At 68.4% G+C, this 25331-nt stretch carries 21 protein-coding genes; 14 read left to right on the plus strand and 7 right to left on the minus strand.

What is annotated here, in order from left to right:
* The first annotated feature begins 214 nt into the window (after nt 1-214).
* The 5 genes from LWW96_RS01790 to ruvC all read left to right on the plus strand — a co-directional run bounded on the left by LWW96_RS01790 (nt 215) and on the right by ruvC (nt 5412).
* Nucleotides 215-1090, plus strand: coding sequence for an AraC family transcriptional regulator (locus LWW96_RS01790; protein WP_291483956.1), 876 nt, complete (start codon nt 215-217; stop codon nt 1088-1090).
* 94 nt (nt 1091-1184) lie between these two features.
* Nucleotides 1185-2873 (plus strand): tannase/feruloyl esterase family alpha/beta hydrolase, encoded by a 1689-nt coding sequence (locus LWW96_RS01795; RefSeq protein ID WP_291483957.1) that lies wholly within the window; start codon nt 1185-1187, stop codon nt 2871-2873.
* A 158-nt stretch (nt 2874-3031) separates the two neighbouring features.
* Nucleotides 3032-3793 (plus strand): lysophospholipid acyltransferase family protein, encoded by a 762-nt coding sequence (locus tag LWW96_RS01800; protein ID WP_291483958.1) that lies wholly within the window; start codon nt 3032-3034, stop codon nt 3791-3793.
* Nucleotides 3794-3811: 18 nt separating this feature from the next.
* Nucleotides 3812-4804, plus strand: a complete 993-nt coding sequence (locus tag LWW96_RS01805; protein ID WP_291483959.1) for a phosphatidate cytidylyltransferase — start codon at nt 3812-3814, stop codon at nt 4802-4804.
* A 59-nt stretch (nt 4805-4863) separates the two neighbouring features.
* Entirely contained in the window at nt 4864-5412 is a 549-nt protein-coding gene (gene ruvC / locus LWW96_RS01810) for a crossover junction endodeoxyribonuclease RuvC (RefSeq protein ID WP_291483960.1), read from the plus strand.
* Nucleotides 5413-5425: 13 nt separating this feature from the next.
* Here ruvC and LWW96_RS01815 read toward each other — a convergent pair whose 3' ends face one another.
* On the minus strand, nt 5426-6313 hold the full coding sequence (locus LWW96_RS01815) for a LysR family transcriptional regulator (protein ID WP_291483961.1): 888 nt from the start codon (nt 6311-6313) through the stop codon (nt 5426-5428).
* A gap of 101 nt (nt 6314-6414) precedes the next feature.
* On the opposite strand from LWW96_RS01815, the gene argC reads away from it, so the two are divergent.
* The 4 genes from argC (at nt 6415) to groL (ending at nt 13508) form a co-directional block, all read left to right on the plus strand.
* Complete coding sequence (argC, locus tag LWW96_RS01820; protein WP_291483962.1) at nt 6415-7350, plus strand: N-acetyl-gamma-glutamyl-phosphate reductase; 936 nt, start codon at nt 6415-6417, stop codon at nt 7348-7350.
* Nucleotides 7351-7664: 314 nt separating this feature from the next.
* The gene (locus LWW96_RS01825) at nt 7665-11144 is read left to right on the plus strand and encodes an IPTL-CTERM sorting domain-containing protein (RefSeq protein WP_291483963.1); all 3480 of its coding nucleotides are present in this window, start codon (nt 7665-7667) and stop codon (nt 11142-11144) included.
* 341 nt (nt 11145-11485) lie between these two features.
* The gene (locus tag LWW96_RS01830) at nt 11486-11776 is read left to right on the plus strand and encodes a co-chaperone GroES (RefSeq protein WP_142148309.1); all 291 of its coding nucleotides are present in this window, start codon (nt 11486-11488) and stop codon (nt 11774-11776) included.
* Nucleotides 11777-11858: 82 nt separating this feature from the next.
* Entirely contained in the window at nt 11859-13508 is a 1650-nt protein-coding gene (gene groL / locus LWW96_RS01835) for a chaperonin GroEL (protein ID WP_291483964.1), read from the plus strand.
* Nucleotides 13509-13628: 120 nt separating this feature from the next.
* On the opposite strand, the gene LWW96_RS01840 is transcribed toward groL, so the two are convergent.
* The 3 genes from LWW96_RS01840 to edd all read right to left on the minus strand — a co-directional run bounded on the left by LWW96_RS01840 (nt 13629) and on the right by edd (nt 16726).
* Nucleotides 13629-13928 carry a DUF805 domain-containing protein gene (locus tag LWW96_RS01840; RefSeq protein ID WP_291483965.1) on the minus strand — a complete coding sequence of 100 codons (300 nt, stop codon included), beginning with the start codon at nt 13926-13928 and terminating at the stop codon, nt 13629-13631.
* Nucleotides 13929-14181: 253 nt separating this feature from the next.
* Nucleotides 14182-14811 carry a bifunctional 4-hydroxy-2-oxoglutarate aldolase/2-dehydro-3-deoxy-phosphogluconate aldolase gene (eda, locus tag LWW96_RS01845; RefSeq protein WP_291483966.1) on the minus strand — a complete coding sequence of 210 codons (630 nt, stop codon included), beginning with the start codon at nt 14809-14811 and terminating at the stop codon, nt 14182-14184.
* A 145-nt stretch (nt 14812-14956) separates the two neighbouring features.
* Nucleotides 14957-16726 (minus strand): phosphogluconate dehydratase, encoded by a 1770-nt coding sequence (gene edd, locus LWW96_RS01850; protein ID WP_291483967.1) that lies wholly within the window; start codon nt 16724-16726, stop codon nt 14957-14959.
* A 105-nt stretch (nt 16727-16831) separates the two neighbouring features.
* On the opposite strand from edd, the gene LWW96_RS01855 reads away from it, so the two are divergent.
* The 3 genes from LWW96_RS01855 to LWW96_RS01865 all read left to right on the plus strand — a co-directional run bounded on the left by LWW96_RS01855 (nt 16832) and on the right by LWW96_RS01865 (nt 18667).
* Nucleotides 16832-17746 carry an SMP-30/gluconolactonase/LRE family protein gene (locus tag LWW96_RS01855; protein ID WP_291483968.1) on the plus strand — a complete coding sequence of 305 codons (915 nt, stop codon included), beginning with the start codon at nt 16832-16834 and terminating at the stop codon, nt 17744-17746.
* 113 nt (nt 17747-17859) lie between these two features.
* Nucleotides 17860-18339: a MerR family transcriptional regulator gene (locus LWW96_RS01860; RefSeq protein ID WP_291483969.1), complete on the plus strand. Its 480-nt coding sequence runs from the start codon at nt 17860-17862 to the stop codon at nt 18337-18339.
* Nucleotides 18266-18667 carry a carboxymuconolactone decarboxylase family protein gene (locus LWW96_RS01865; protein WP_291483970.1) on the plus strand — a complete coding sequence of 134 codons (402 nt, stop codon included), beginning with the start codon at nt 18266-18268 and terminating at the stop codon, nt 18665-18667. The genes LWW96_RS01860 and LWW96_RS01865 overlap by 74 nt, the downstream gene beginning before the upstream one ends.
* A gap of 17 nt (nt 18668-18684) precedes the next feature.
* On the opposite strand, the gene LWW96_RS01870 is transcribed toward LWW96_RS01865, so the two are convergent.
* On the minus strand, nt 18685-19917 hold the full coding sequence (locus tag LWW96_RS01870) for an AGE family epimerase/isomerase (RefSeq protein WP_291483971.1): 1233 nt from the start codon (nt 19915-19917) through the stop codon (nt 18685-18687).
* A gap of 180 nt (nt 19918-20097) precedes the next feature.
* Nucleotides 20098-21666 (minus strand): glucose-6-phosphate isomerase, encoded by a 1569-nt coding sequence (gene pgi, locus LWW96_RS01875; protein WP_291483972.1) that lies wholly within the window; start codon nt 21664-21666, stop codon nt 20098-20100.
* Nucleotides 21667-21849: 183 nt separating this feature from the next.
* On the opposite strand from pgi, the gene zwf reads away from it, so the two are divergent.
* Nucleotides 21850-23304 carry a glucose-6-phosphate dehydrogenase gene (zwf, locus tag LWW96_RS01880; RefSeq protein ID WP_291483973.1) on the plus strand — a complete coding sequence of 485 codons (1455 nt, stop codon included), beginning with the start codon at nt 21850-21852 and terminating at the stop codon, nt 23302-23304.
* Nucleotides 23305-23356: 52 nt separating this feature from the next.
* Here the strand turns inward: zwf and LWW96_RS01885 are convergent, their stop codons facing one another.
* Complete coding sequence (locus LWW96_RS01885) at nt 23357-24268, minus strand: helix-turn-helix domain-containing protein (protein ID WP_291483974.1); 912 nt, start codon at nt 24266-24268, stop codon at nt 23357-23359.
* A 127-nt stretch (nt 24269-24395) separates the two neighbouring features.
* Here LWW96_RS01885 and LWW96_RS01890 point away from each other — a divergent pair, with 127 nt between their 5' ends.
* Nucleotides 24396-25265: an SDR family oxidoreductase gene (locus LWW96_RS01890; protein ID WP_291483975.1), complete on the plus strand. Its 870-nt coding sequence runs from the start codon at nt 24396-24398 to the stop codon at nt 25263-25265.
* Nucleotides 25266-25331 lie beyond the last annotated feature (66 nt).

Raw genomic sequence — 25331 nt, forward strand, 5'->3', positions numbered from 1 at the left:
GCGGCAAGTGTGCGCTGCGGATCGGGAGGGGCTGCAAGGCGCAAAACGCAGCAATAGCCGCAGCTATTGCGAGGATTTGCAACGCAGCAGACTGCCCGAGACCGCAGATGCACACGGCGCGGTGATTTGTGCAGAGGGTCCTTAGGGAAAGCGCCAGCGGGCCGAAGGGCTGTCCCCCTCAATAATGGGCCGCCCTCTGCTCAACCCCTTCGGTATGGACCGGATCCAGGGCCCTATCGGGCTGTTCAACGTCTCGGAGATGCCGCGGTTCATCGCGGACAGCAGCGCCGCGCCGTGGCAGGGCGCGTTTTTTACCGATCTGGTCGCGGCGGAACACGGCGTGGTGGACCATGGGCACCAGCGGTTCTGTTTTCAGCGGACCTTGGTGCCTTTCCGGTTTCGCAAGGCCGGCGCGCCGCACCACGCCTGGAGCACCGAACTGCCCGGGTTGAGGCTGTGGGCGCCCGGCGACGAGCAGCGGTTTGAATGGTCGGGCGGGGGCGCGCGGCAGTTTCTCTTTGTCCAGCCGGGCCATGTCGAAACGCTGCTGGAGAAGCCCTGGCGCACCCTGCGGCAAGGCGCACCGCTTCTGCTGGGCCCCTCCGCGGAAGCGCTCATGGATGCGATGCGCATGGACATCCTGGAGAACAGCCCCGCCGGTGCCGTGGCCGGGGATTTGCTCGTGGCCGCATTGCTCTCGCATGTGCGCCCGCGGGAAGGCGCCCCGGCCGTGGCCGCCGGTGGCCTGCCCCCGGCGGCACGGCGGCGCGTGCTGGAATGCATTGAAGCCCGCCTGGACACGCCGCTGACGTTGGCCGAACTGGCCCAAGAGGCCGGCGTCAGCGTGCGGCACTTCAGCCGGGCGTTCAGCGCCACCACCGGAATGCCGCCGCACCAGTACATCCTGCGCCAGCGGGTGGAGCGCGCACGGGTGCTGGTGTCGCAAGGCGTTCCGTTGGCAGCGGTCGCGCAGCAAGTGGGGTTTTCGGACCAGAGCCAGCTTTCGCGGACTTTCCGAAGGTTCACCGGCCGCTCTCCGACCGCGTTTCGCAGCCAGCGCCACACCGTTGCCCCGTCCTCCATGTCCTGATTGCGCAAGGATGGCGTGAAGCGCCAAGACGCTCCCGCACCGCCTCCCTAAAGTTGTTTTCGCCTCGGCAAGTAGACCGGGGAGGAGACAACGGATGACCAACACCCCCCTTCATCGCATCGGCATCCGCCGAACGTCCATCACCGTGGCCGCGGCCGCTTTGCTGTCGGCGTGCGGCGGCAGCGGCGGCGGCAACGCGCCCGTGGCCTGCGAATCGATCACCACGGAATCCCTGCACCTGCCCGGCATCAGGGTGAGCAGTTCCACCACGGTGCCCGAGAAAACGGACGGCGCCGCCACCGAAAGCTACCCGGCCCACTGCAAGGTCACCGGCACGCTCAACGAGCGCACCGGAATGGACGGCAAGCCTTACGCCATCGGCTATGAGGTGCGCCTGCCCAAGGCCTGGAACGGCAAATTCCTGTACCAGGGCGGCGAAGGCACCGACGGCGTGCTGGCGCCGGCCCTGGGCAAGCTCTGGAACACCGACAGCAATGCGCTGCGCCGGGGCTATGCCGTGGTGAGCAGCGATGGCGGGCACGCCACGGGCCAGGCCGATGCCACCTTCGGGCTGGACCCGCAGGCCCGCACCGACTACGGCTACAACGCCGTGGGCAGCGTCACCCCGGCCGCCAAGCAAATCGTGAAACTGGCGTATGGCCGGGCGCCGGAGCGCTCTTACTTTCTGGGCTGCTCCAACGGCGGCCGCGGGGCGATGGTGGCAGCGTCGCGGTTTGCCGACCAGTTCGACGGACTGGTGGCGGGCGACCCGGGCTACGACCTGCCCAAGGCGGCGTTGCAGCAGGTGTGGGACACGCAGCAGTTCATGCAGGCAGCCGGACCAGGCCAACTGCCCAAGGACGCGTTCCCGCAGGCGTCCATGGACTTCGTCGCCAGCCGCATCCTGGCCCGATGCGATGCCCTGGACGGCGCAGAGGACGGCATCGTGCACAACCGCACCGCCTGCCAGGCGGCGTTTGACTTCGCGCGCGATGTGCCTGCGTGCACGGGCGGCGCAACGTCCGGCTGCCTGCCCCCGGTGCAGAAGAGCGCCCTGCAAAAGGTGTTTGACGGCGTCAAGAACAGCGCGGGCCAGCCCCTGTACACCAGCTTCCCGTGGGACCCGGGCGTCTCAGGCGGGAACTGGCGCTTCTGGAAGCTGGAGGCCGCGCCGGTGGCACCGCTGCCCTTCAACACGCTGATCGGTGCGGGAGCCGTGGGCTATGTGTTCACCACGCCGCCGGATGCCCCGCCGCTTGCGGACGCCGGGGTGGGCTACCAGTTGCAGTTCAGCATGGACACGGACGCCCCCAAGATCTTCGGCCGCTCCAGCGTCTACAAGGAAAGCGCGCTGGAGTTCATGAACCCGCCCGACCCCAAGCTCTCCGCCCTCAAGGGCCGCGGCGGCAAGCTCATCGTGTACCACGGCACCGCCGACCCCGTGTTCTCGGCCCACCGGTCCATCGAGTGGTACCAGGCGCTGGCCAGCAGCGATGCGAATGCCGGCGCGTATGCCCGCCTCTTCCTGGTACCCGGCATGAACCATTGCAGCGGCGGGCCCGCCACGGACCGCTTCGACACGCTGGCCGCGCTGGAACGCTGGGTGGAGCAAGGCCAGGCGCCCGACAAGATCGTCGCCGGCGTGAACCCCGCGGACCCCGACGTGCGCCAGCGCAACTGGCCCGCCAAGCGCACCCGCCCGCTGTGCGCCTACCCCCAGCAGGCCAGCCTGATTCCCGGCGCGCAAGACATGGAAAGCGCGGACAGCTTCGTGTGCAAATAGCCGTGCGTGCGTGATGCGCCGGGCGCGCGCGCCTCGGCAAGAGGGCTTCTTCAACCGGGGAAGACGCAGGCGCGGGAGGTCGGGCCAAGGCCTGGCGCGGGCGGGTTGCCGGCAAAGCCGTGCCAGGCGCCGCCTGCCATGTCCGTATCATCCCCGCCATGCTTGCCAAGTTGATGAGTCTTCTCCTGCTGGGAATCGTGCGGTTCCTCACGGGCTCCCAGGCGCGCTGGTATGGCTGCCCGCCCAAGGCCGAGCAGCGCATCTACTTCGCCAACCACCAGAGCCACGCGGACATGGTGCTGATCTGGGCCGCGCTGCCCGAGGAATTGCGCTCCATCACGCGGCCCATCGCGGCCAAGGATTACTGGACCAAGACGCCGTTTCGGCAGTGGATCACCACCGCCGTGTTCAACGCCGTCTATGTGGACCGGCAGGCCACGCCCGCACGGGCTCCGGCGCCGGCCGCCGACGTGGCGGACACGCTGGCGGCCACCTCCGCCGAGCCCGGCACCGCCACGGCGGGGGGTCCCGATCCGTCCCCCGACACGCCGCCGCCCCCGCCCAGCCCCGAGGCGCTGCGCGCCGCCCTGCCCGAAACCGATCCCCTGGTGCCGCTGGTGCGCGCGCTGGAAAGCGGCGACTCCATCGTGATCTTCCCCGAAGGCACCCGCGGCCATGGCGGCGAGCCGCAGCCGTTCAAGTCCGGCCTGTTCAAGCTGGCGCAGATGTTTCCGCAGGTGGTGCTAGTGCCGGCGTGGATCAACAACGTGCAGCGCGTGATGCCCAAGGGCGAAGTGGTGCCGGTGCCCATCCTGTGCTCGGTGACCTTTGGCGCCCCTGTGCGGCTGGAGCCGGGCGAAGAGCGCCGCCCCTTCCTCGACCGCGCGCGCCGGGCGGTGATCGCGTTGCGCGACGTGTGAGCAGCAGGTAGGCCCCGCATGAACGACTTTCTTCGCAACCTCACGGCCACGCAGCAGATCGGCGCCCTCTTCCTGGCGGTGTTCGGCCTCCTGTCGGCGGTGACCGTCTGGGCCTTTGCGCGCACCCTGCGCGAGCCCGCCAGCCAGGAACCCGGCGCTGAAGCCCGCGCACTGGAAGCCAAGCGCTTCTGGGGCCTGCTCAAGACCTCGTGGGTGATGGCCACCGTCTTCTGGGTGGGCTGGGTGCTGGGCGAGACCGTGGCCACGGTGCTGTTTGCCATCGTCGCGTTTTTTGCACTGCGCGAATTCATCACCCTCTCGCCCACGCGCCGCGGGGACCACCGCAGCCTGGTGCTCGCGTTCTTCGTGGTGCTGCCCCTGCAGTTCTGGATCGTGGGCAGCAGGATGTTCGACCTGTTCACCGTGTTCATCCCGGTGTACGTGTTTCTGGCCATCCCGGTGGTGAGCGCCCTGGCCAACGACCCCGAGCGTTTCCTGGAGCGCAACGCCAAGCTGCAGTGGGGCATCATGGTCTGCGTCTACGGCATGAGCCATGTGCCCGCCTTGCTGCTGCTGGACTTCCCGGGGTACCGGGACAAGGGGGCGTTCCTGGTGTTCTTCCTGGTGTTCGTGGTGCAGACCTGCATGGTGGTGCAGCACCTGCTGGGCCGGCGATTCCCGCACAAGCCCGTGGCCCCGCAGGTCAGCCAGAGCTTCCAGTGGCTGAGCTGGCTGGCGGGCGTGGGCGTGGGGGGCCTGGTGGGCGCGCTGCTCACCTTCATCACCCCGTTCAAGCCCGGCCAGGCCCTGGGCATGGCGCTGCTGGCCTGTCTGGCGGGCAGCCTCGGACACCTGGTAATGAAGGCGCTCAAGCGCGACCGCGGCATCACCAGCTGGGGCATGCAGGGCCTGTCGGTCACCGGCGCGGGCGGGCTGCTGGACCGCGTGGACGCGCTGTGCTTTGCCGCCCCCGTGTTCTTCCACTCGGCACGCTGGTACTTTGGACTTTGAACAAAATTGGCCGCTAGCGCTCTACCATCAAGCGCAAGCAGCTATCAAATAAATAGCAAATGCGCATTCTAGGGATCGACCCCGGCCTGCAGACCACCGGCTTCGGCGTGGTGGATGTGGAGGGCCACCAGCTCAGTTACGTGGCCAGCGGCACCATCCGCACCACCAGCCTCGCACTCGGCGACCTGCCGGGCCGGCTCAAGATCCTGTTTGACGGCATTACCGAGGTGGCGGCGCGCTACCAGCCGGATGTGGCGTCGGTGGAAATCGTGTTCGTCAACGTGAACCCCCAGTCCACGCTGCTGCTGGGCCAGGCGCGGGGCGCCGCCATCACGGCCCTGGTGGCCAGCAACCTGCCCGTGGCCGAATACACCGCGCTCCAGATGAAGAAGGCCGTGGTCGGCCACGGGCGCGCGGCCAAAAGCCAGGTGCAGGAAATGGTGCGCCGCCTGCTGCGCCTGCCGGGCCTGCCCGGCACGGACGCCGCCGACGGCCTGGGCCTGGCCATCACCCACGCGCACGCCGGCGCGGCCATGGGCCGCGTGAGCGAGGTGGCCACGCTGAACCGGCGCCAGCACGCCATGTACAAGGGCGGGCGCAGCTACTGAGGCGCGGGTCGCGTCACACCTGCTTTTGTTGCCACAGCACATCCAGCACATGCTGGGTGGCGCGCTCCACCGGGCCCGCGCGGTGGGCGATGCCCAAGGGCCGCCACAGCCGGGGTTGCACCGGCAGCATGCGGATGCGCGGGTCCAGCGGCGTGGCGGTGGAGGCCTCGTGCGGCAGCAGCGTGGCCCCATAGCCGGCCGCCACCAGGCTCTTGATGGCATCGTTGTAGTTGAGCTGGATGCGCGCCTTGGGCTGCTCGCCCCCCAGGGCCAGCCATTCGCTCGTCAGGCGCGACAGGCTGGTGCCGTCGTCATTCAGGATCAACGGCTGCCCCGCCAGCCACTGGGGCGTGACCCTGCGGGGCGCGGCCCAGGCCGAGGGGACAAACGCCATCACCGGGTCGCGCCGCCAGGGCATCACCGCCACCCCGCGCACCGAGGCCATGGGCAAGGCCACCAGGCCCACGTCCAGCGTCCCCTGGGCCAGCCGCGACACGGTCTCCTGCGACGTGAGCACCACCACCTGCACATCGATGCCGGGGTGGTGCTGGCCCAGCACCTCCAGCGCCTGGGGCAGCAGGTGCGCGATGGCGCCGGTGGACGCGCCCAGCCGCACCCGCCCCTCCAGCCCCTGTACCTGGCGCCGCACCAGGTCCATGGCCTCGTCGGCATCGGCCAGCAGGCGCCGGGCCCGCTCCACCAGCACCTCCCCCGCGCCGGACGGCCGCACCTCGCCCCGCTTGCGCACCAGCAACGGCGCACCGATCGACGCCTCCAGGTCCGCAATGTGCAGGCTGACCGTGGGCGGCGCCAGGTGCAGCGTGCGGGCAGCTTCGGCAAAAGACCCGAGGTCGGCGACGGTGACCAGGGTGCGCAGCCGGTCGAGATTGAGTTCGCGCATGACGTTCAGCAGGGCTGATCTTGATGTTTGTGAAATTCAACTTTTCAAAGTTTAGGCCGGCGCCGAAGATTCCACATCCCCCCACGCCAGGAATCCGCACCATGACCACCCAGCCCCTCGTTTTCATTGACGGCGACCAAGGCACCACCGGCCTGCAAATCCACCAGCGCCTGCACGGCCGCACCGACCTGCAGCTGCTGACACTGCCCGAGGCCGACCGCAAGAACCCCGCGCGCCGCGCCGAAGCCATCAACAGCTGCAACATCGCCATCCTGTGCCTGCCCGACGCCGCAGCCCGCGACGCCGTGGCCGCCCTCCGCAACCCCGCCGTGCGCGTGATCGACGCCAGCTCGGCCCACCGCACGGACGCGCAATGGGTCTATGGCTTTCCGGAAATGGATGCGGCGCAGGCCGCGCGCATCGCCAACGCGCACCGCGTCAGCAACCCCGGCTGCTACCCCACCGGCGCCATCGCCCTGCTGCGGCCCCTGGTACAGGCCGGCTTGCTGCCTGCCGACCACGCGCTCAACATCCATGCGGTGTCGGGATACTCCGGCGGTGGGCGTGCCCGCGTGCAAGCCCACGAAGGCCCCGAGGCAGCCCATGCGCCCGCCTTCCAGGTCTATGGGCTGCAGCTGGAGCACAAACACACGCCCGAGATCGCACAGCACGCCGGGCTGTCGCAGCGGCCGTTCTTTCTGCCCTCGTACGGTGCCTTCCGCCAGGGCATCGTGCTGACCATCGGGCTGCACCTGCGGCAGCTCCCGCCCGGCACGCAAGGCGAGCACCTGCACGCCTGCCTGCAGCAGCACTATGCCGACGCCGCCTTTGTCGAGGTGATGCCCCCCGCCACCACGGCAGCAGCCGAGCACCTGGACCCACAGGCCCTGAACGGCACCAACCAACTGCGGCTGGGCGTGTTCAGCAACGCCCGGCACGGCCAGGTGCTGCTGAGCGCCGTGTTTGACAACCTGGGCAAGGGCGCCTCGGGGGCGGCGGTGCAGAACCTGGATCTGATGCTGGGTGGCGCGGCCTGATGCCAGAGCGCGTGCCAGTAGCGCTCAGCCGGCGACGCCGCATGGCGCCGCCCACGCCCCCCCCACCCGCGCCGGCCGAGCACGCCGACGGGCTGCTCAGCCTGTACGTCTGAAACGTCCAGTCAAGCGCTGCACGAACGCACAGTCAAGCCGCCAGGGCTGCGCGCCCGCAAGATCGCCGGCAGTGCGCACCCACCCGTGCCGCATGCTTCCATAAAGATAGCTTCCAGCGCTTGATACACAAGCGCTGGAAGCATTTTTCATGGCTGATCGCAGCTGGGTGGAACGCAGTTCCGCCCACCCATTCCATCGCCATGAAAACCCTTGCCTTTCGGATTGCCACGCTGCTGCTGACGGCGGCGGCTTCCGTGTCTGCTGGCGCAGTCACGGTGTTCGACAACCTGGCAGCTGCCACTGACCCGTGGCTCATCCAGTACAACTCCAGCTACCACACCAACCTGTGGGTGGCCAACCGCATCCCGATTGGCAGCCAGTCGCAGCGCATCACGCAGGTGAAGATGAATCTCACCCAGATCGACCAGTTCGAGCTGCAAGTGTGCGCAACTGACGCCAGCGCCGCCACGCCGTTCGGGAACATGGCGGCCTGCGCGCCCTTCACCGCCGACGCGGCCACGCCAGGCGTGCGCGTGTTCACGGGCGACCGCATCGTGGCGGCGGGCGACTTTGCCTGGGTGGTGGTGCGCAGCATCGGCCAGACCATGATCCGCCGCCAGATCACCACGGCCACCAACGACGGGCTGACCTGGTATTCGGGCGCGAGCCACAACCCAGCCTGGGTGGCCGAGCCGCAGACCTCCATCGGCATGGCGGTCGAGGCCAGTTCCGTGCAGCTCGATGGCGTGTGCGGCAGTGCCAGCGGCAATACGCCTTATCGCTTCCCGCCTGACTCCACCTTGCTGTGCAGCGCAGGCACGGCCAACGGCGTGATGGGTGAGACTTACAGCTTCACCTGGGTGTGCCAGGGCGGCTACGGCGGCAACCCCTCGCCGCAATGCTCCGCACCCCGCGCCCACTTCGTCGCCACCCAGGCCACGGGCGGCGGCGGCATCGAGGCGGGGCGCGAGGTGACTGCGGGGCAGCAGGCCGGCTTCACGCTCACCACGCCGCCGGGCTACACGGTGCTGGTCAGCGGCTGCGGCGGATCGCTTGCGGGCAATACCTACACCACCGCAGCCATTACCGGGCCATGCACCATCAGCGCCGCCTTCGCGCCGCCGCCCACCAACGGCGCCTGCGGCAGCACTGCGCCCTCGCTCACCTGGCCCGCCGCCTTGTGCAGCGCCGGTTCGGCCACCCACCAGTCGGCCGCGGCCGATGCCTTCCGCTGGGATTGCGCGGGCATCAGCGGTGGCACCACGGCCACCTGCCAGGCGCCGCGCCAATACATGGTGACAGTCAACACGGATGCGGGCATCGCCAGCGCACAGTGCACCCCGAACCCCGTGACCCATGGCTCCAGCGCCACCTGCACGGCCTCGGTGCACGACCCTGTCGCCCGCCCCTTCAGCGGCTGGGGCGGCGCATGCAGCGGCACGGGGGCTTGCCAGCCGGTGGTTCTCGGGCCGACCACCGTCTCTGCCAGCACGACGCTCATCACCTACGCCATCACCACCACAGCCACCACGGGTGGAAGCACGTCGTGCACGCCCAACCCCGTGCCCCACGGCCAGAGCGCCAGCTGCACTGCCACGCCGCAAACGGGCTTTCAGTTCACGGGCTGGACGGGCGATTGCGCGGGCACGGGTGCATGCCAGTTCACCAACGTGACCAGCGCGCACAGCGTGGGGGCCACCTTCGCGCCCATTACCTACGCCATCGCCACCCCTGCCGTCACCGGCGGCAGCGTGAACTGCACGCCCAACCCCGTGGCCCATGGGCAAGACACGATCTGCGTCGCCTCGCCCGCCATGGGCTACCACTTCACCCATTGGTCGGGCGATTGCACGGGCACCGCCAGCGCGTGCATGCTCTCCAACGTGACCGGCCCGCGCAGCATGATTGGCAACTTTGCGCTCAACACCTATTCCATCGGCATCGCCCCCGCGCCCGCCAACGGCACGATCACCTGCACGCCCAACCCCGTCACCCACGGCCAGGATGCAAGCTGCACCGCCACGCCTGATGCCAACTACCACTTCACCAGTTGGTCGGGCGATTGCACGGGCACGGGTGCATGCCAGTTCACCAACGTGACCGGGCCGCGCAGCGTCTCGGCCACCTTCACGCCCAACACCCACACCATCGCCACCCCCGCCGCCGCCAACGGCACGGTCACCTGCGCACCCAACCCCGTCACCCATGGGCAGGATGCAAGCTGCACCGCCACGCCCGACGCGGGCTACCACTTCACGGGATGGACGGGCGATTGCGCGGGCACGGGCACCTGCCAGCTCACCAACGTGGCCAGCCCGCGCAGCGTGAGCGCCACCTTCGCTCTGAACACTTATGCCGTCGCCACCCCCGCCGCCGCCGGCGGAAGCGTGGCGTGCAGCCCCAACCCCGTGCCCCATGGGCAAAGCGCCAGCTGTACCGCCATGCCCGATGCGGGTTACCACTTGACCGGCTGGTCGGGCGATTGCTCGGGCACGGGCACCTGCCAGCTCACCAACGTGACCGCGCCGCGCAGCGTGAGTGCCACCTTCACGCTCAACACCTACGCCATCAGCATCGCCCCCTCCCCCGCCAACGGCACAGTCACCTGCACGCCCAACCCCGTCACGCACGGCCAGGACGCAAGCTGCACGGCCACGCCCGATACGGGCTACCACTTCACCGGCTGGACGGGCGATTGCACGGGCACGGGCTCCTGCCAGCTCACCAACGTGGCCGCGCCGCGCAGCGTGAGCGCCACCTTCGCGCTGAACACCTATCCCATCAGCATCACCCCCGCCACCACCCACGGCACGGTCACCTGCGCACCCAACCCCGTGTCCCATGGGCAGGATGCAAGCTGCACCGCCACGCCCGACACGGGCTATCACTTCACCAACTGGTCAGGCGATTGCGCGGGCACGGGTGCATGCCAGCTCACCCATGTGGCCGGCCCGCGCAGCGTGAGCGCCACTTTCACCCGCGATCCGCTCGATGCCACCTGCGGCTCGGCGGCCAACGGCGCTGTCGCCTTCAAGCCCAGCGCGAATCTGTGCGCCACAGGCACGGCAGGTGCCGTGCTATCCGCCAGCGGCCAATACACGTGGCAGTGCAGCGGTGAATATGGCGGTGCGGCGCAGCAGTGCAGCGCACCGTGGCAGGGCGCGGGTGGCAACGGCAATCTGGGGGCGGTGGAGGTGGACAGCGCGAACGGCTGGGAGATTCGCAGCGCCGCCTTTGCCTCCGCCTTGCCCACACCCTTGCCGCCCCATGTGCGGGCGGTGCACGCGCCGCTGGGGCTGGTGCTAGGGCGTATCGCTGGCCATGGCGATGCGCTGGTGACCGTGCACTTCACCACACCCGTGCCGCAGGGAGCCATGTATTACAAATACGGCCCCAGCCCCGACGGGCTGGGCTGCGCCGGCGCTGCCTGCGCGCAGCCGCACTGGTATGCGCTGCCCGGCGCGCAGTTTGCGTCCGACGGCCTGAGCGTGACCTTCACCCTGGCCGATGGCGGCGTGGGCGACAGCGACTCCGTGCCCCACCAGATCACCGACCCCGGCCTGCCCGTGCTGCCGGCCCCGCAGGCCGTCCCCGCGCTCGGCCCCTGGGCGCTGGCGCTGCTTTCGCTGCTGGCGGCGGGTCTGGCGGCGGCGCGCCGCCGGGCGCTCTCGCAACGATAGCAGCCAGCGCTTGCTGCGCAAGCGCTGCAGCACGATTTGATGCACAGGGAACAGCGGCAACCGCGCACCTCGTTGCGCCCCTGCTGCCAGCGCCGAAGGGGTGCCGCCACCCGGCGCGCAAGCCAGCCGGGGTGGCGGCATGGCCTCATGGGGCTGTAGGTCGCGCCGCAGTTTGGCCGGCCGCCCGCTGCATGGTCTTGAAACTGCCACAAATGCCCGTATCATTAGCACTCGCTGCGGTAGAGTGCTAACAACACGACACCTGCTGTCGCTTTTTGATGGTGCCTGGGCTTTCCGGGCGCCCCATTTTCCAGGCTTTTTTCTCACACAGGAGCAATGCAATGAACCTTCGCCCTCTGCACGATCGCGTGATCGTCAAGCGTATCGAAAGCGAAACCACGACCGCTTCGGGCATCGTGATCCCTGACAACGCTGCTGAAAAGCCCGATCAAGGTGAAGTGCTAGCCGTGGGTCCCGGCAAGAAGAATGACAAGGGCGAACTGCTCGCCCTGAACGTGAAGGTCGGCGACCGCGTTCTGTTCGGCAAGTACTCGGGCCAGACCGTCAAGGTCAATGGCGACGAACTGCTGGTGATGAAGGAAGACGACCTGTTCGCAGTCGTCGAGAAGTAAGCACTCCCATTTTCATAGCTGCTTGCGCTTGCTGGATCAGCGCTAGCGGCCCATTTGACTCAAACTTTCAGGAGCTCCAAACATGGCAGCAAAAGACGTAGTTTTCGGCGGCGAAGCCCGCGCACGCATGGTTGAAGGCGTGAACATCCTGGCCAACGCGGTCAAGGTGACCCTGGGCCCCAAGGGCCGCAACGTGGTGCTGGAGCGCTCGTTCGGCGCCCCCACCGTGACCAAGGACGGTGTGTCCGTGGCCAAGGAAATCGAACTCAAGGACAAGCTGCAGAACATGGGCGCCCAGCTCGTGAAGGAAGTGGCTTCCAAGACCAGCGACAACGCAGGTGACGGCACCACCACCGCTACCGTGCTGGCCCAAGCCATCGTGCGCGAAGGCTCCAAGTACGTGGCCGCTGGCCTGAACCCCATGGACCTGAAGCGCGGTATCGACAAGGCCGTGCTGGCCCTGACCGAAGAGCTGAAGAAGGCTTCCAAGCCCACCACCACCTCCAAGGAAATCGCCCAAGTGGGTTCGATCTCCGCCAACTCCGACGAATCCATCGGCAAGATCATTGCTGACGCCATGGACAAGGTCGGCAAGGAAGGCGTGATCACCGTGGAAGACGGCAAGTCCCTGCAAAACGAGCTGGATGTCGTGGAAGGCATGCAATTCGACCGCGGCTACCTGTCGCCCTACTTCATCAACAACCCCGAAAAGCAGGCTGCCCTGCTGGACAACCCCTTCGTGCTGCTGTTCGACAAGAAGATCAGCAACATCCGCGACCTGCTGCCCACGCTGGAGCAAGTCGCCAAGGCTGGCCGTCCCCTGCTGATCATTGCCGAAGAAGTCGAAGGCGAAGCCCTGGCTACGCTGGTGGTCAACACCATCCGCGGCATCCTGAAGGTCGTGGCTGTGAAGGCCCCTGGCTTCGGCGACCGCCGCAAGGCCATGCTGGAAGACATCGCCATCCTGACGGGCGGCAAGGTCATCGCTGAAGAAGTGGGCCTGTCGCTGGAGAAGGTGACGCTGGCCGACCTGGGCCAAGCCAAGCGCATCGAAGTGGGCAAGGAAAACACCATCATCATCGACGGTGCTGGCGCTGCTGCCGACATCGAAGCCCGCGTCAAGCAAATCCGCATCCAGATCGAAGAAGCGACCAGCGACTACGACCGTGAAAAGCTGCAAGAGCGCGTGGCCAAGCTGGCCGGCGGCGTGGCAGTGATCAAGGTCGGCGCTGCGACCGAAGTCGAAATGAAGGAAAAGAAGGCCCGCGTGGAAGACGCCCTGCACGCTACCCGCGCTGCTGTGGAAGAAGGCATCGTGGCCGGCGGTGGCGTGGCCCTGCTGCGTGCACGCCAGGCTGCTGGTGACATCAAGGGCGACAACGCCGACCAGGACGCCGGCGTGAAGCTGATCCTGAAGGCCATCGAAGCCCCTCTGCGCGAGATCGTTTACAACGCCGGCGGCGAGCCCTCGGTGGTGGTGAACGCCGTGCTGAACGGCAAGGGCAACTACGGCTTCAACGCCGCCAACGACACCTACGGCGACATGATCGAAATGGGTATCCTGGACCCGACCAAGGTGACCCGCACGGCCCTGCAGAACGCCGCTTCCGTGGCTTCGCTGCTGCTGACGACCGAAGCCATGGTGGCTGAGGCTCCGAAGGACGACGCTCCTGCCGGCGGCGGCATGCCCGACATGGGCGGCATGGGTGGCATGGGCGGCATGGGCATGTAAGACGGCCCGGCCTCTGCGCAGTCCCCGGGCTGCGCAGGTCCCCCACAAAAAAACCCGCAGGCCTCACGGCCGGCGGGTTTTTTATTTTCCTTTTTGCAGCGCTGCGAACCGGTGCTTCGCTTATTCGCCGCTGGGCTGCACCCACCAGTAGATCAGCACCAGAAAGCCGATCCCGGTGAGGGTCAGCAGCTGCCACCAGCCCGAGCGGCCGATGTCATGCAGCCGGCGCGCGCCCACCGCCAGCGCCGGCAGCAGCAAGGCCAGCGACGCCAGGTTGGCTACCAGATCCCCCACAAAGCTGGCGACGACCACCACGATGATCTGGAAGAGAAAAAACCACCAGAACTCCGACCGCACAGCACGGCCCGAAAAGGTGGCGTACTGCCCCAGGCAGCTTTTCACAGCCGACACAAAATCCATACCAAACTCCCTCTCTTTGAAACGTTGAACGTTGCAGGGTGACGGAGCCCCAAGGGCCCCGCGCCATGATAGAGGGACAGCATGGCAAAGCCCAAGAGGTTTTGCTGCGTGCGCCCGGCGGGTGCGACCCGGTGCGCCACGGGTCTTGCCAGGAACAGAACTCCTTTTTTGATAGCGCCTTGCGCAGATCACACGGGCGCTGGGGCCTCTTTTTGCACTTGATCTTGCGATAGACCCCGGCTCGGCCGTCCCGTCAACCGCCCGTGCGCAAGGCCTGCGTGGCGCGGGCCAGTTCGGTGATGCGCGCCCAGTCGCCCGCGCGCACCGCGTCGGCCGGCGTCAGCCAGGAGCCGCCCACGCAGCGCACATTGGGCAGCGCCAGATAGTGGGGCGCGGTGGCCTGGGTGATGCCGCCCGTGGGGCAGAAGCTGACCGCACCAAACGGGCTGGCCCAGGCCTTGAGCAGCGGCATGCCGCCCGCCGCCTCGGCCGGGAAGAGCTTGAGAAAGCTGAAGCCATCGGCCAACGCGGCCATCACCTCGCTGGACGTGGCCACGCCGGGCAGCAGAGGCAGGTGGAGCGCCTTGCAGGCGGCGCCCACCTCGGGCGTGTAGCCGGGGCTCACGGCAAAGCGCGCCCCGGCTTCGCTGGCGCGGCGCGCATCGTCGCCATTCAGCACCGTACCCACGCCCACCACGGCTTCGGGCAGGTGGCGGGCAATGGTTTCGATGGCAGGCAGGCCGGCCGGCGTGCGCAGGGTCACCTCCAGCACCTTCACGCCGCCGGCCAGCAGCGCCTCGGCCAGGGGCAAGGCGTCTTCAACGCGGTCGATGACGATGACAGGGACGACCGGGCCATGGCTGGCGATGTCGAGAGGATTCATGGGAGTACTCCTTGATGTGGGATACCGCACGCGGCGTATGCAACGGGCGCGAGGCAAGTCTGGGGCCACCGTGGAACGGACTTCGCCAGGCCACTGGTGGCGTCCCCTTGGGGGGATGACGCGAAGCGGCTCAGGGGGGCAGCCTTTACAGCCATGTGCAAGCGCCTTGTTCGGCACCGCCGGCATGGCGGCGGAAGTTGGCGAAGAGTTCGCGGCCAAAGCCGGTCTGCGCAGGCGCGTTGTACGGCGCCGGGGTGCGGGCGGCCCAGGTGGCGTCATCCACCAGCACATCGAGCGTGCCGGCCACCGCGTCCACGCGCACCATGTCGCCGTCCAGCACCTTGGCCAGCGGGCCGCCGGCCAGTGCCTCGGGCGTGACGTGGATGGCGGCGGGCACCTTGCCCGATGCGCCGCTCATGCGGCCATCCGTCACGAGGGCCACCTTGAAGCCCTGGTTCTGCAGCACGGCCAGCGGCGGCGTGAGCTTGTGCAGCTCGGGCATGCCGTTGGCCTGCGGGCCCTGGAAGCGCACCACGGCCACCATGTTCTGGTTCACCTCGCCCGCGCTGAAGGCCGCGAGCAGCGCTTCTTGCGAATCAAACACGCGCGCAGGCGCTTCGATGATGTGGCGGTCTTCCGGCACGGCCGACACCTTGATCACGGCGCGGCCCAAGCGGCCCTGCAGCAGGCGCAGGCCGCCCGTGGGCGAGAACGGCGTGCTCACCGGCCGCAGCACGGCGGTGTCGCCCGACACGGCCGGCGCGCTTTGGCCGCCCTCGGCAATGCCGCCCGCGTTCACGCTCAGCACATCGGGGTGCATCAGGCCGTTGGCGAGCAGCTCGCGCAGGATCCACGGCGGCCCGCCCGCGGCCTGGAACTGGTTCACGTCGGCATCGCCGTTGGGGTACACGCGCGCCAGCAGGGGTACCACGGAAGAGAGTTCGTCAAAGTCCGACCAGTCGATCAGAATGCCCGCGCTGCGCGCAATCGCCACCCAGTGGATCAGGTGGTTGGTGGAGCCGCCCGTGGCCAGCAGGGCCGCCATGGCGTTGACGATGCAGCGCTCGTCCACCAGCTTGCCAATCGGCGTGAAGCGGCTGCCGCGCTTGCCGATGTCCAGCACCGTGCGCAGCGCCTGGCGCGTGAAGGCCTCGCGCGCCTCGGTGCCGGGATTTTCAAACGCCGCGCCGGGCACGTGCAGGCCCATGGCTTCGAGCAGCATCTGGTTGCTGTTGGCCGTGCCGTAAAAGGTGCAAGTGCCGGGGCTGTGGTACGCCGCCGATTCGGCCTGGAGCAGCTCGTCACGCCCCACCAGCCCTTGTGCGTACTGCTCGCGCACCTTGGCCTTGTCTTTGTTCGACAAACCCGAGCCCATCGGCCCCGCGGGCACAAACACGCAGGGCAGGTGCCCATAGTGCAGCGCGCCGATCAGCAGGCCCGGCACGATCTTGTCGCACACCCCCAGCAGCAGCGCGCCGTCGAACACATCGTGGGACAGCGCTACCGCCGTGGCCATGGCAATGGCATCGCGCGAGAACAGCGACAGCTCCATGCCGGGCGTACCCTGCGTCACGCCATCGCACATGGCCGGCACGCCGCCCGCCACCTGCACCGTGGCGCCCTGCCTGGCCGCCTCGTCGCGCAGGATGGCGGGGTAGCCCTGGTACGGCTGGTGGGCCGACAGCATGTCGTTGTAGGCCGTGACGACGCCGATGTTGGGCGCCTTCTCGACCGTGACCTTGAACTTGTCGCTCCCCGGCAGCGCCGCGTAGGCATGGGCCAGGTTGGCGCAGCCCATGCGGTCTTGCGCAGGCTTGCGGGCGATCATGGCGTCCACGGTTGCAAGATAGGCGCCGCGGGTGTCCGCGCTGCGCTGGAGGATGCGCTCGGTGACGCGCGCGACGACTGGATGCATGGAAGAGGTCTCCATCGGTGGGGGCAGGACCCCGTGCAGCATGGCGCCGGGGCCCCGTGGTATGAGGCCCTAGAATGTAACTCGATAACCACTTCGCTTCAACCCATGACCTTGCAAGTCCTGCCCCTTCCGCCCTCTGAACTGGGCGAATCGCCGTTCTGGCATCTGGCGGAAAAGTCCCTGTACTGGTGTGACATTCAGGGACAAGCGGTGCACGCGTGGCATCCCGCTAGCGGGCGGCACCGGCAGTGGCCCATGCCCAGCGAGCCGGGCTGCTGCGCTCCGGTGGCAGGCGGAGGTCTTGTAATCGGGTTACGCAACGGCTTTTACCAACTGGACACCGCCACCGGCACCCTCACCTGCCTGGCGCCCCTGCCCGCCGACCAGCACGACCCCGCCGTGCTGCGCCTGAACGATGGCCGCTGCGACACCGCGGGCCGCTTCTGGGCGGGCTCCGTCATCACGCCCCGCACGGCACCGCGCGCGGCCCTGTGGTGCCTGGAGGCCGACCCGGCCAGCGCGGCGGGCTACGCGGTGCGCCACAAGGCGGGCGACTGCTTCACCGCCAACGGCCTGGCCTTCAGCCCCGACAACCGCACGCTGTACTGGGCGAACACGCCCGAGCACCGCATCGACCGGTTCGACTTTGATGTGGCCACGGGCGAGATCACGAACCGCCGCCCCTGGGTGCAGTTCGACCGCAAGGTGGAAGGCCAGCCCTACGGCGGCCGGCCCGATGGGGCGGCGGTGGATGTGGAGGGGAATTACTGGGTGGCGATGTACGAAGGGGCGTGCGTGCTGCAGCTGTCGCCCGCCGGTGAGGTGCTGCAGCGCATTGCCGTGCCGGTGCAGTGCCCGACCATGGTGTGCTTCGGGGGCGAGGATTTGCGGACGCTGTACATCACATCGGCGCGGGCCGGAAGGCCGGAGGCGGAACAGCAGGCGGCGGTTCCGGCGGGGTCGCTGTTCAGCACCCCGGTGGCGGTGGCGGGGCTGCCCGTGAATTTCTTCCGCGGCTGAACGCCTGCGCGGTGCACCCCCGGGCGGGGCGGCGGGGACTGGGGGCACCGGCGGCGGCAGAGGGCTGCAAGGTGCTTGACTTAGAGTGCGCTCAAACTTTCAGAATCACTCCCATGGATTCTCTCCTCACCATTGCCGAAGTTGCCGAGCGCACGGGCCTGACGGCGCACACGCTGCGCTACTACGAGCGCGCGGGCCTGATCGCGCCGGTGCCGCGCGCTGCGGGCGGCCAGCGCCGCTATGCAGCTTCGGACATGGAGTGGATCGGATTCCTGCTGCGCCTGCGCGACACGCGGATGCCCATCGGGCAGATGCAGATGTTTGCACGGCTGCGCAGCGAAGGGAGCGCCACCACTTCCGAGCGGCGCGAATTGCTGGAGCAGCATCTGGCGGACGTGGAGGCAACGATCGCCACCATGGCGCAAGCCGCACAGGTGCTGCGCAGCAAGATTGCGCACTACCAGGGCCTGGAAACCTCCCTTCGCACCACCCCGTCCCCCAACCGCGAAGGAAGTTCCCATGTCCCCCGAAACCAATCCACGCTACCAGCGAGGCCTCGCCAAGCTGCGCGAAATCGACGGCCAGGCCGGTGAGCACGTCGTTGCCAGTCTGGACGGCATTGCGCCCGACTTTGCCCGCTACCTCATCGAGTTCCCGTTTGGCGACATCTATTCCCGCCCCGGCCTGGACCTGCGCAGCCGCGAGATCGCCGTGGTCGCCGCGCTCACGGCGCTGGGCAACGCCGTGCCGCAGCTCAAGGTGCATTTGCGGGCGGCGCTGAACGTCGGCGTCACACGGGAGGAAACCGTCGAGGTCCTCATGCAGATGGCCGTGTACGCGGGTTTCCCCGCGGCCCTCAACGGGCTGGCCGCTGCGCGGGAGGTGTTCGCGGCGATGGATGCCGAGGCGGCCGCAGCCTGACGCATCGCCGCTGGCGATCACGCCGCGGCGCCCGGCAAGGCCCCCAGCACGTCATAGCACGCCCCCATATTGTGGTAGTCCACCTTCCCCGCATTGCTCTTCTCGCGGGTGGTGTTGCGGTTGTCGCGGTGCAGGATGCGAAACCACGCGCCGTGTTCGTGGTCCACAAAATGTTCCCAGCAGTAGGCCCAGAGGCGGTCGTACCACTGCCAGTAATGCTCGTCGCCCGTGCGCACGGCCAGCACGGCCGCAGCGGCCAGGGATTCGGCCTGCACCCAGTGGTACTTGCCGTCGTCGCAGATGCTCCCGTCCGGCGCCATGCCGTAGTACAGGCCGCCGTGTTCGGCGTCCCAACCCCGTTCCACGGCGGCGTCAAACAGGCGCTGCGCGCACGGCAAGTGCCAATCGGCAGGCCGCAGCGCATCCAGCTGCAGTAGCAGCTTGGCCCACTCGGTCTGGTGGCCGATCTGATAGCCCCAGGGGCGGAAGATGTTGCTGCGGTCGTGGCGGTTGTAGTCCCAGTCCACCGACCAGTCGGCATGGAAGTGTTCCCACACCCAGCCTTCGGCGGCGGGGGCCTGGGCCGTGGTGGACAGCGCCGCCTGCCGCCGGCAGATGCCTTGCGCGAGCTGTTCGGCGCGCTCGATGTAGCGGCGCTCACCCGTGGCGCGGAAGGCCGAAATCATGGCCTCGCAGGCGTGCATGTTGGCGTTCTGGCCGCGGTAGTCCGTCAGCTGCCAATCGGGGCTGGCCTCGTCGGCATACAGCCCTGCGGCAGGCTGCCAGAAGTGCCGCTCGGCGGTGTCAAACGCCTCGGCCAGCCAGGCACGGGCTTCGGGCACGCCGGCCTCGTGGGCGCGGGCGTAGGCCAGCATCACAAAGGCCATACCGTAGCAGTGGCGCGTGGCGTCTTGCACCGTGGCTTGGCCTTCGTGCCAGTCAATCAGCCACGCGTAGCCGCCCGTGGCACGGTCCAAGAACGCCGTGCGCAGGAACGTGAGCGCGTGCCGCATGCCCGCCTGGTAGCGGGCCTCGCCGGTGGAGCGGTAGAGCATGGCGTGCGTGACCACAAAGCGCGTGGCGCTGACGAGGTGGCGGGTGCGGGTGTTGTAAACCGTGCCATCGTCCAGAAAGAAGTGGTACTGGCCCCCGGTCGGGTCGGTAGCGACGGGGTCATAGAACGCCAGGGTCTGGCGCAGATGCTCGCGCAGGAATGCGGGCGAGCGGAAGTCCGGCAGGGTCGCAGTCATGGTGGAGGTCTCCTGAGCCGTTCGGCTGAGCCGGCCGTGGCCTGGCGCGTCGCCTCGGCACGCTCAGCGTGAACGGACTTGTGTTTTTATGGGTGCCGAGCGAGGCGTTGCGCGCGGGTTCGACAGGCTCAGCCGAACGGCCGGGGGATCGCTGAGAGCGGGTCAGTGTCAGGCTTGCGATCAGCCGCGCGTGCGAAGACGCTCCAGCAACCCCGCCGTCGAGCCATCCAGCCCCGCTGTATCACCGCTCGCCAAACGCCCCTCGATGTCCTTGGCCAGCACCTTGCCCAGCTCCACGCCCCACTGGTCAAAGCTGTTGATGCCCCACAGGGCACCGCTCACGAACACGCGGTGTTCCTGCAGCGCGATCAGTGCGCCCAGCGATGCGGGGCTCAGTTCATCCAGCAGCAGGAAGGTGCTGGGCCGGTTGCCGGGGAAGTGCCGGTGCGCGTCCTCGCCCGCCTTGCCCACCATCAACGCCTGGGCCTGGGCCAGCGCGTTGGCCAGCAGCTTGCTCTGGTGGCCGGGCAGCGGGTGCGTGGGCTCGCGCACGGCAATGATCTCCAGCGGGATCACGTCCGTGCCCTGGTGCAGCATCTGGAAGAACGCGTGCTGGCCGTTGGTGCCGGGCTCGCCCCAGAGCACGGGCGACGTGGCCACCGCCAGCGGCGTGCCGTCCCGGGCCACGCGCTTGCCGTTGCTCTCCATCTCCAGTTGCTGCAGGTAGGCCGGCAGGCGGCGCAGCGCCGCGTGGTAGGGCGCGATGCAGCGGCTGGTGAAGCCGTGGAAGTTGCGGTACCACACGTCCAGCAGGCCCAGGCGCACGGGCAGATTGGCGGGCAGCGGCGCGGTGCGGAAGTGCTCGTCCATGGCGTGCGCGCCGGCCAGCAGCTCGCGAAAGCCCTGCGCGCCGATGGCGATGGCAATGGGCAGGCCGATGGCGGACCACAGCGAATAGCGCCCGCCCACCCAGTCCCAGAAGCCGAAGGTGGTGGTGATGCCCAATGCGCCCGCGGCCTGCACGTTGGTGGTGAGGGCCGCGAAGTGGCGCGCCACATAGCGCCCGCCTTGCGCGGCAAACCACGCCAGGGCCGAGCGCGCGTTGGTCATGGTCTCGGCCGTAGTGAAGGTCTTGGACGCGACCAGGAACAGCGTGCCCTCGGGCCGCAGGCCTTGCAGCACGCTGTGCAGCTCGTGCCCGTCCACGTTGGACACAAAGTGAAAGCGCTTGCCGGGCAGGCGCTGCTGCTCCAGCGCGAGCACCGCCATGTGCGGCCCCAGGTCGGAGCCGCCAATGCCGATGTTCACCACGTCGGTAATGGCATCGTCGGCGCGCACGGCCTCGGCATAGGCGAGCATCGCATCCAGCGTGGCGTGCACGGCGGCCAGGTCGGCGGCCACCTGGGGGGCATCGCCCGGCAGTGCCAGGCCCGCGGGGCGGCGCAGCAGGGTGTGCAGCACGGCGCGGCCTTCGGTGTTGTTGATGGGCTGGCCGGCCAGCATGGCGTCGCGCTGGGCGGGCAGATCGCAGGCGCGGGCCAGGTCCAGCAACAGGGCCTCGGTGGGTTCGTCCCACAGGTTCTTCGACAGGTCGGCAAACACGCCGGGTGCCGCCTGGCTGAAGTGGTCGAAGCGGCCGGCGCCACCCTCCTGGGCAAAGGCTTGGCGCAGGTCGAACGCGCGCCCGGCGGTGTCAAACGCGGCCTGCAGCGCAGCCCACGCGGGAGTTTGGTCACATCGAAGGTGCATGGCTAACGGAGATGGGATCACAGAACGGCAGCGCGCAATGGTAACTTGATTACAAAAAAGCACCGATACTTTGTTGCAATCCTCTGAATCAAATCTTTGTAGGACAACAGCTCGCCAAAAATCATGTAACGAGATTACAATTTTGAGCCCAACACAACTTCAGTCCACGCACGGAGACCCCCCATGAGTTTTGACCTTGTCCTGTTTGGCGGAACCGGTGACCTGGCCTGGCGCAAGCTGATGCCGGCCCTGTTCCAGGCGTTTCGCCACGGGACACTGCCCGAGGGGGGCCGCATCATTGCCGTCGCGCGCGACGAGCACAGCCATGAACAATACCGCAGCCTGATCCAGTCGCGGTTTGACAGTGTGGAACTGGCCAAGCGCCCCACCCCCGATGAGTTCGAGCGCTTTGGCGCGCTGCTGCACTACCTGCGCATGGACCTGTCGCAAAGCGCCGACTACGAGCGCCTGGCCGCCATGCTGCGCGAACGCAATGCGGATTCGGTGGTGATGTACGTGGCCACCGCGCCCAGCCTGTTCACCAACGTCTGCGAGCAGATCGCGGCCGTGGGCCTGAACGGCCCGAACACCCGCGTGGTGCTGGAAAAGCCGCTGGGGCACGACCTGGCGTCCAACCAGGCCATCAACGATACGCTGCGGCGGGTGCTCAAGGAAGAGCAGGTCTTTCGCATCGACCACTACCTGGGCAAGCCCTCGGTGCAGAACCTGTTTGCACTGCGCTTTGGCAACACGCTGTTCGAGCCCCTGTGGCGGCGCGAGACCATTGCCAACATCCAGATCACCATTGCCGAAGAACTGGGCGTGGAAACGCGGGGCGCCTTCTACGACCAGACCGGCGCGCTGCGCGACATGGTGCAGAACCACGCGCTGCAGCTGCTGTGCGCCATTGGCATGGAGCCGCCCATCAACTCCGGTGCCAACGCCATCCGCGATGAAAAGCTCAAGGTGCTGCAGGCGCTCAAGCCCTGGACGCTGGAAACTATCGGGCAGCATGTGATCCGCGGCCAGTATGTTGCGGGCACGCACCAGGGCCACCCAGTGCCGGGCTATCTGCAGGAAAAGGGCGTGAACCCCGCCAGCGCCACCGAAACCTTCGTGGCCCTGCGCACCGAGATCAGCAACTGGCGCTGGGCCGGTGTGCCCTTCTACATCCGCACCGGCAAGCGGCTGGCGGGGCGCGATGCGCACATCGTCGTCAACTTCCGGCCCGTGCCCCACCCCATCTTCAAGACGCCCGCGGGCGCCGCCAACCGCCTGGTGATCAACCTGCAGCCGCGGGACGGGCTGGAGCTGCACCTGCTGGCACAGGGCGCGGCCCAGCACCAGACGGAGCCCGCCCTGTCGCAGGTGCACCTGAACCTGGACTTCGACCAGCGCTTCGGCACCGAGCGCGTGGGCGCCTACGAACGCCTGCTGCTCGACGTGATCGCCGGGCGCCTGAACCTGTTCGTGCGCAGCGACGAGCAGGAAGAAGCCTGGCGCTGGGTGGAGCCCATCCTGCAGTACTGGAAGAACGACCCCGCCGGCCCCCGCCCCTATGCGGCCGGCAGCTGGGGCCCGCGCGCGGCCAGCGCGATGATTGCGCGCGACGGCCACTGCTGGAGCGAAGAAATGTGACTGGCCGAGGCCCGGGCTTCGTGCGCGCCGGGTTCTGTGGCCGCCCTGCGGCCTACGCACTCGCCAACTGGGCCCGCGCCTCCCGCCGGAAGTCGGTCGGGCGCTGGCCGGTCTGCCGCTTGAAGAAGCGCCCGAAGTACGCTTCATCGCCAAAGCCCAGCTCTGCGGCAATCTGCTTGACCGAGAGCGAGGAATACACCAGCTCGCGTTGCGCCTCGTGCACCACGCGGGCGTTGACCACCTCCTGTGCCGACACGCCCAGCACCTCACGGCACAGGCGCGAGAGCTGCCCCACCGAAATGCCCAGCGCCTGCGCATAGTCCCGCACCGGCGTGTGCTGTCGCACCTGGGCGTCCAGCAGCGCGCGAAACCGCTCGATCTGCCCGGCCCGGCGGGACGGCATGGCTTCGGGCAGCGCCGTGGCGGACTGGGCCAGCCGGGCGATCTGCACGAACAGGGCCACCAGCAGCGGCATACCGGCAGCGCGCACACCACCGTCCACATGGGCTTCCTGGTCGATCACCTGGAACAAGGGCTGCAGCGCTTGCGCGTGCCGTCCGTCGGGGTCCACGGGCAGCACCAGCGGGCGGCGGATGTGTTCCAGCAGCTCCGGGGCCGCCAGCGCAGCCAGCGACTCCAGGGGCTTCTGGGCCGCGGTGATCACCGGGCCGTCCGTGCCCGGGTGGAAGCTGAAGCCGTGCACCGTGCGCGCGGGCACCACCACCAGGCAGGGCGGATGCAAGGGCCAGCGCTTTCCGTCCATCAGCGCACTGCCGCCGCCCCCGCCCGAGGTGAGGTACAGCACCTGGATCAGCCCCTCGTGAAAGTGCAGGTCGATCTCCCAGCCAAACAGGCTGGAGCGCTCCGGCACGCGTTCCAGATGCACCAGGTCCGCCCAGGCCGGCGATGCATCCTGGGTGCCGTACAGCGCAAACTGGCGCACGGTGCCTGGTTCGATTCTCATGGTTTGTACGGATCCCCGCGGTGGTAGCAATGCACGAATTGTCCTGTTCATCGCCCGCTTTGTCGATTGAGGGAAACCGCCTTGTGCGAGATGCTTCACCCCATCAAGAACAAGGAGACAACGGACCATGCATTCCACCGACACCCGCACGGCGCACGCCAGTGCTGCGCCCCCATCCGGCCGGGACTGGCTGGGCCTGCAGGAGCGCGTCTGCGTGGTCACCGGGGGCGGCAGCGGCATCGGCGCCGCCATGGCAGAGGCCTTTGCGGCCGCTGGCGCCCAGGTGGCCGTGCTCGATCGCAATGGGGACGCCGCACGGCAGGTGGCCGACCGGCTGGCGGCACAGGGCGGCCGCGCCCTGGCCGTGCCCTGCGACATCGCCGATGAACCGGCCGTGCTCGCTGCCGCCGACCAGGTGCGCGAAAGCCTGGGCCCCGCGGCCGTCCTGGTGAACAACGCGGGCCTGCTTCGTCCGGGCAACCTCGACACGGTCGCCCTGGCCGACTGGAACGCCGTGCTGGCCGTCAACCTGACGGGCTACCTGCTGTGTGCCAGGGCATTCGGGCAGCACATGCTGCAGGCCGGGCGCGGCGCGCTGGTTCACGTGGCCTCGGTGTCGGCGCTGCATCCGCAAACGGCCAGCGGCGCCTACAGCGCCAGCAAGGCGGGGGTGCTGCTGCTGTCACGGCAACTGGCCGCGGAATGGGGCCCGCGCGGCGTGCGCAGCAACGCCATCTGTCCCGGGATGATCCGCACCGCGCTGTCCGCCCGCTTCTACGAAGAGCCCGGGTTCGAAGCACGCCGCGCCGCCGCCACGGCAAGCCGCCGCGTGGGCGAGCCCCAGGACATTGCCGAGCCGGCGCTGTTCCTGGCCAGCGACCGCTCGGCCTATGTGAACGGTGCGGAGCTGGTGGTGGACGGCGGGCTGGGCTGCATGCTGATGGACATGGTGCCCCGCCCGGGCTTCAACCACACGCTGGCGGCCCAGGCCGCCTGACGCACCGCCCCCCAACCTCGCGCCCCCGCGCTCCGCCGCACGCGCCCCCGGTGCGGGCTGCCGCAT

The organism is Acidovorax sp. (genome assembly GCF_021287135.1).
GTDB lineage: Bacteria > Pseudomonadota > Gammaproteobacteria > Burkholderiales > Burkholderiaceae_C > Acidovorax.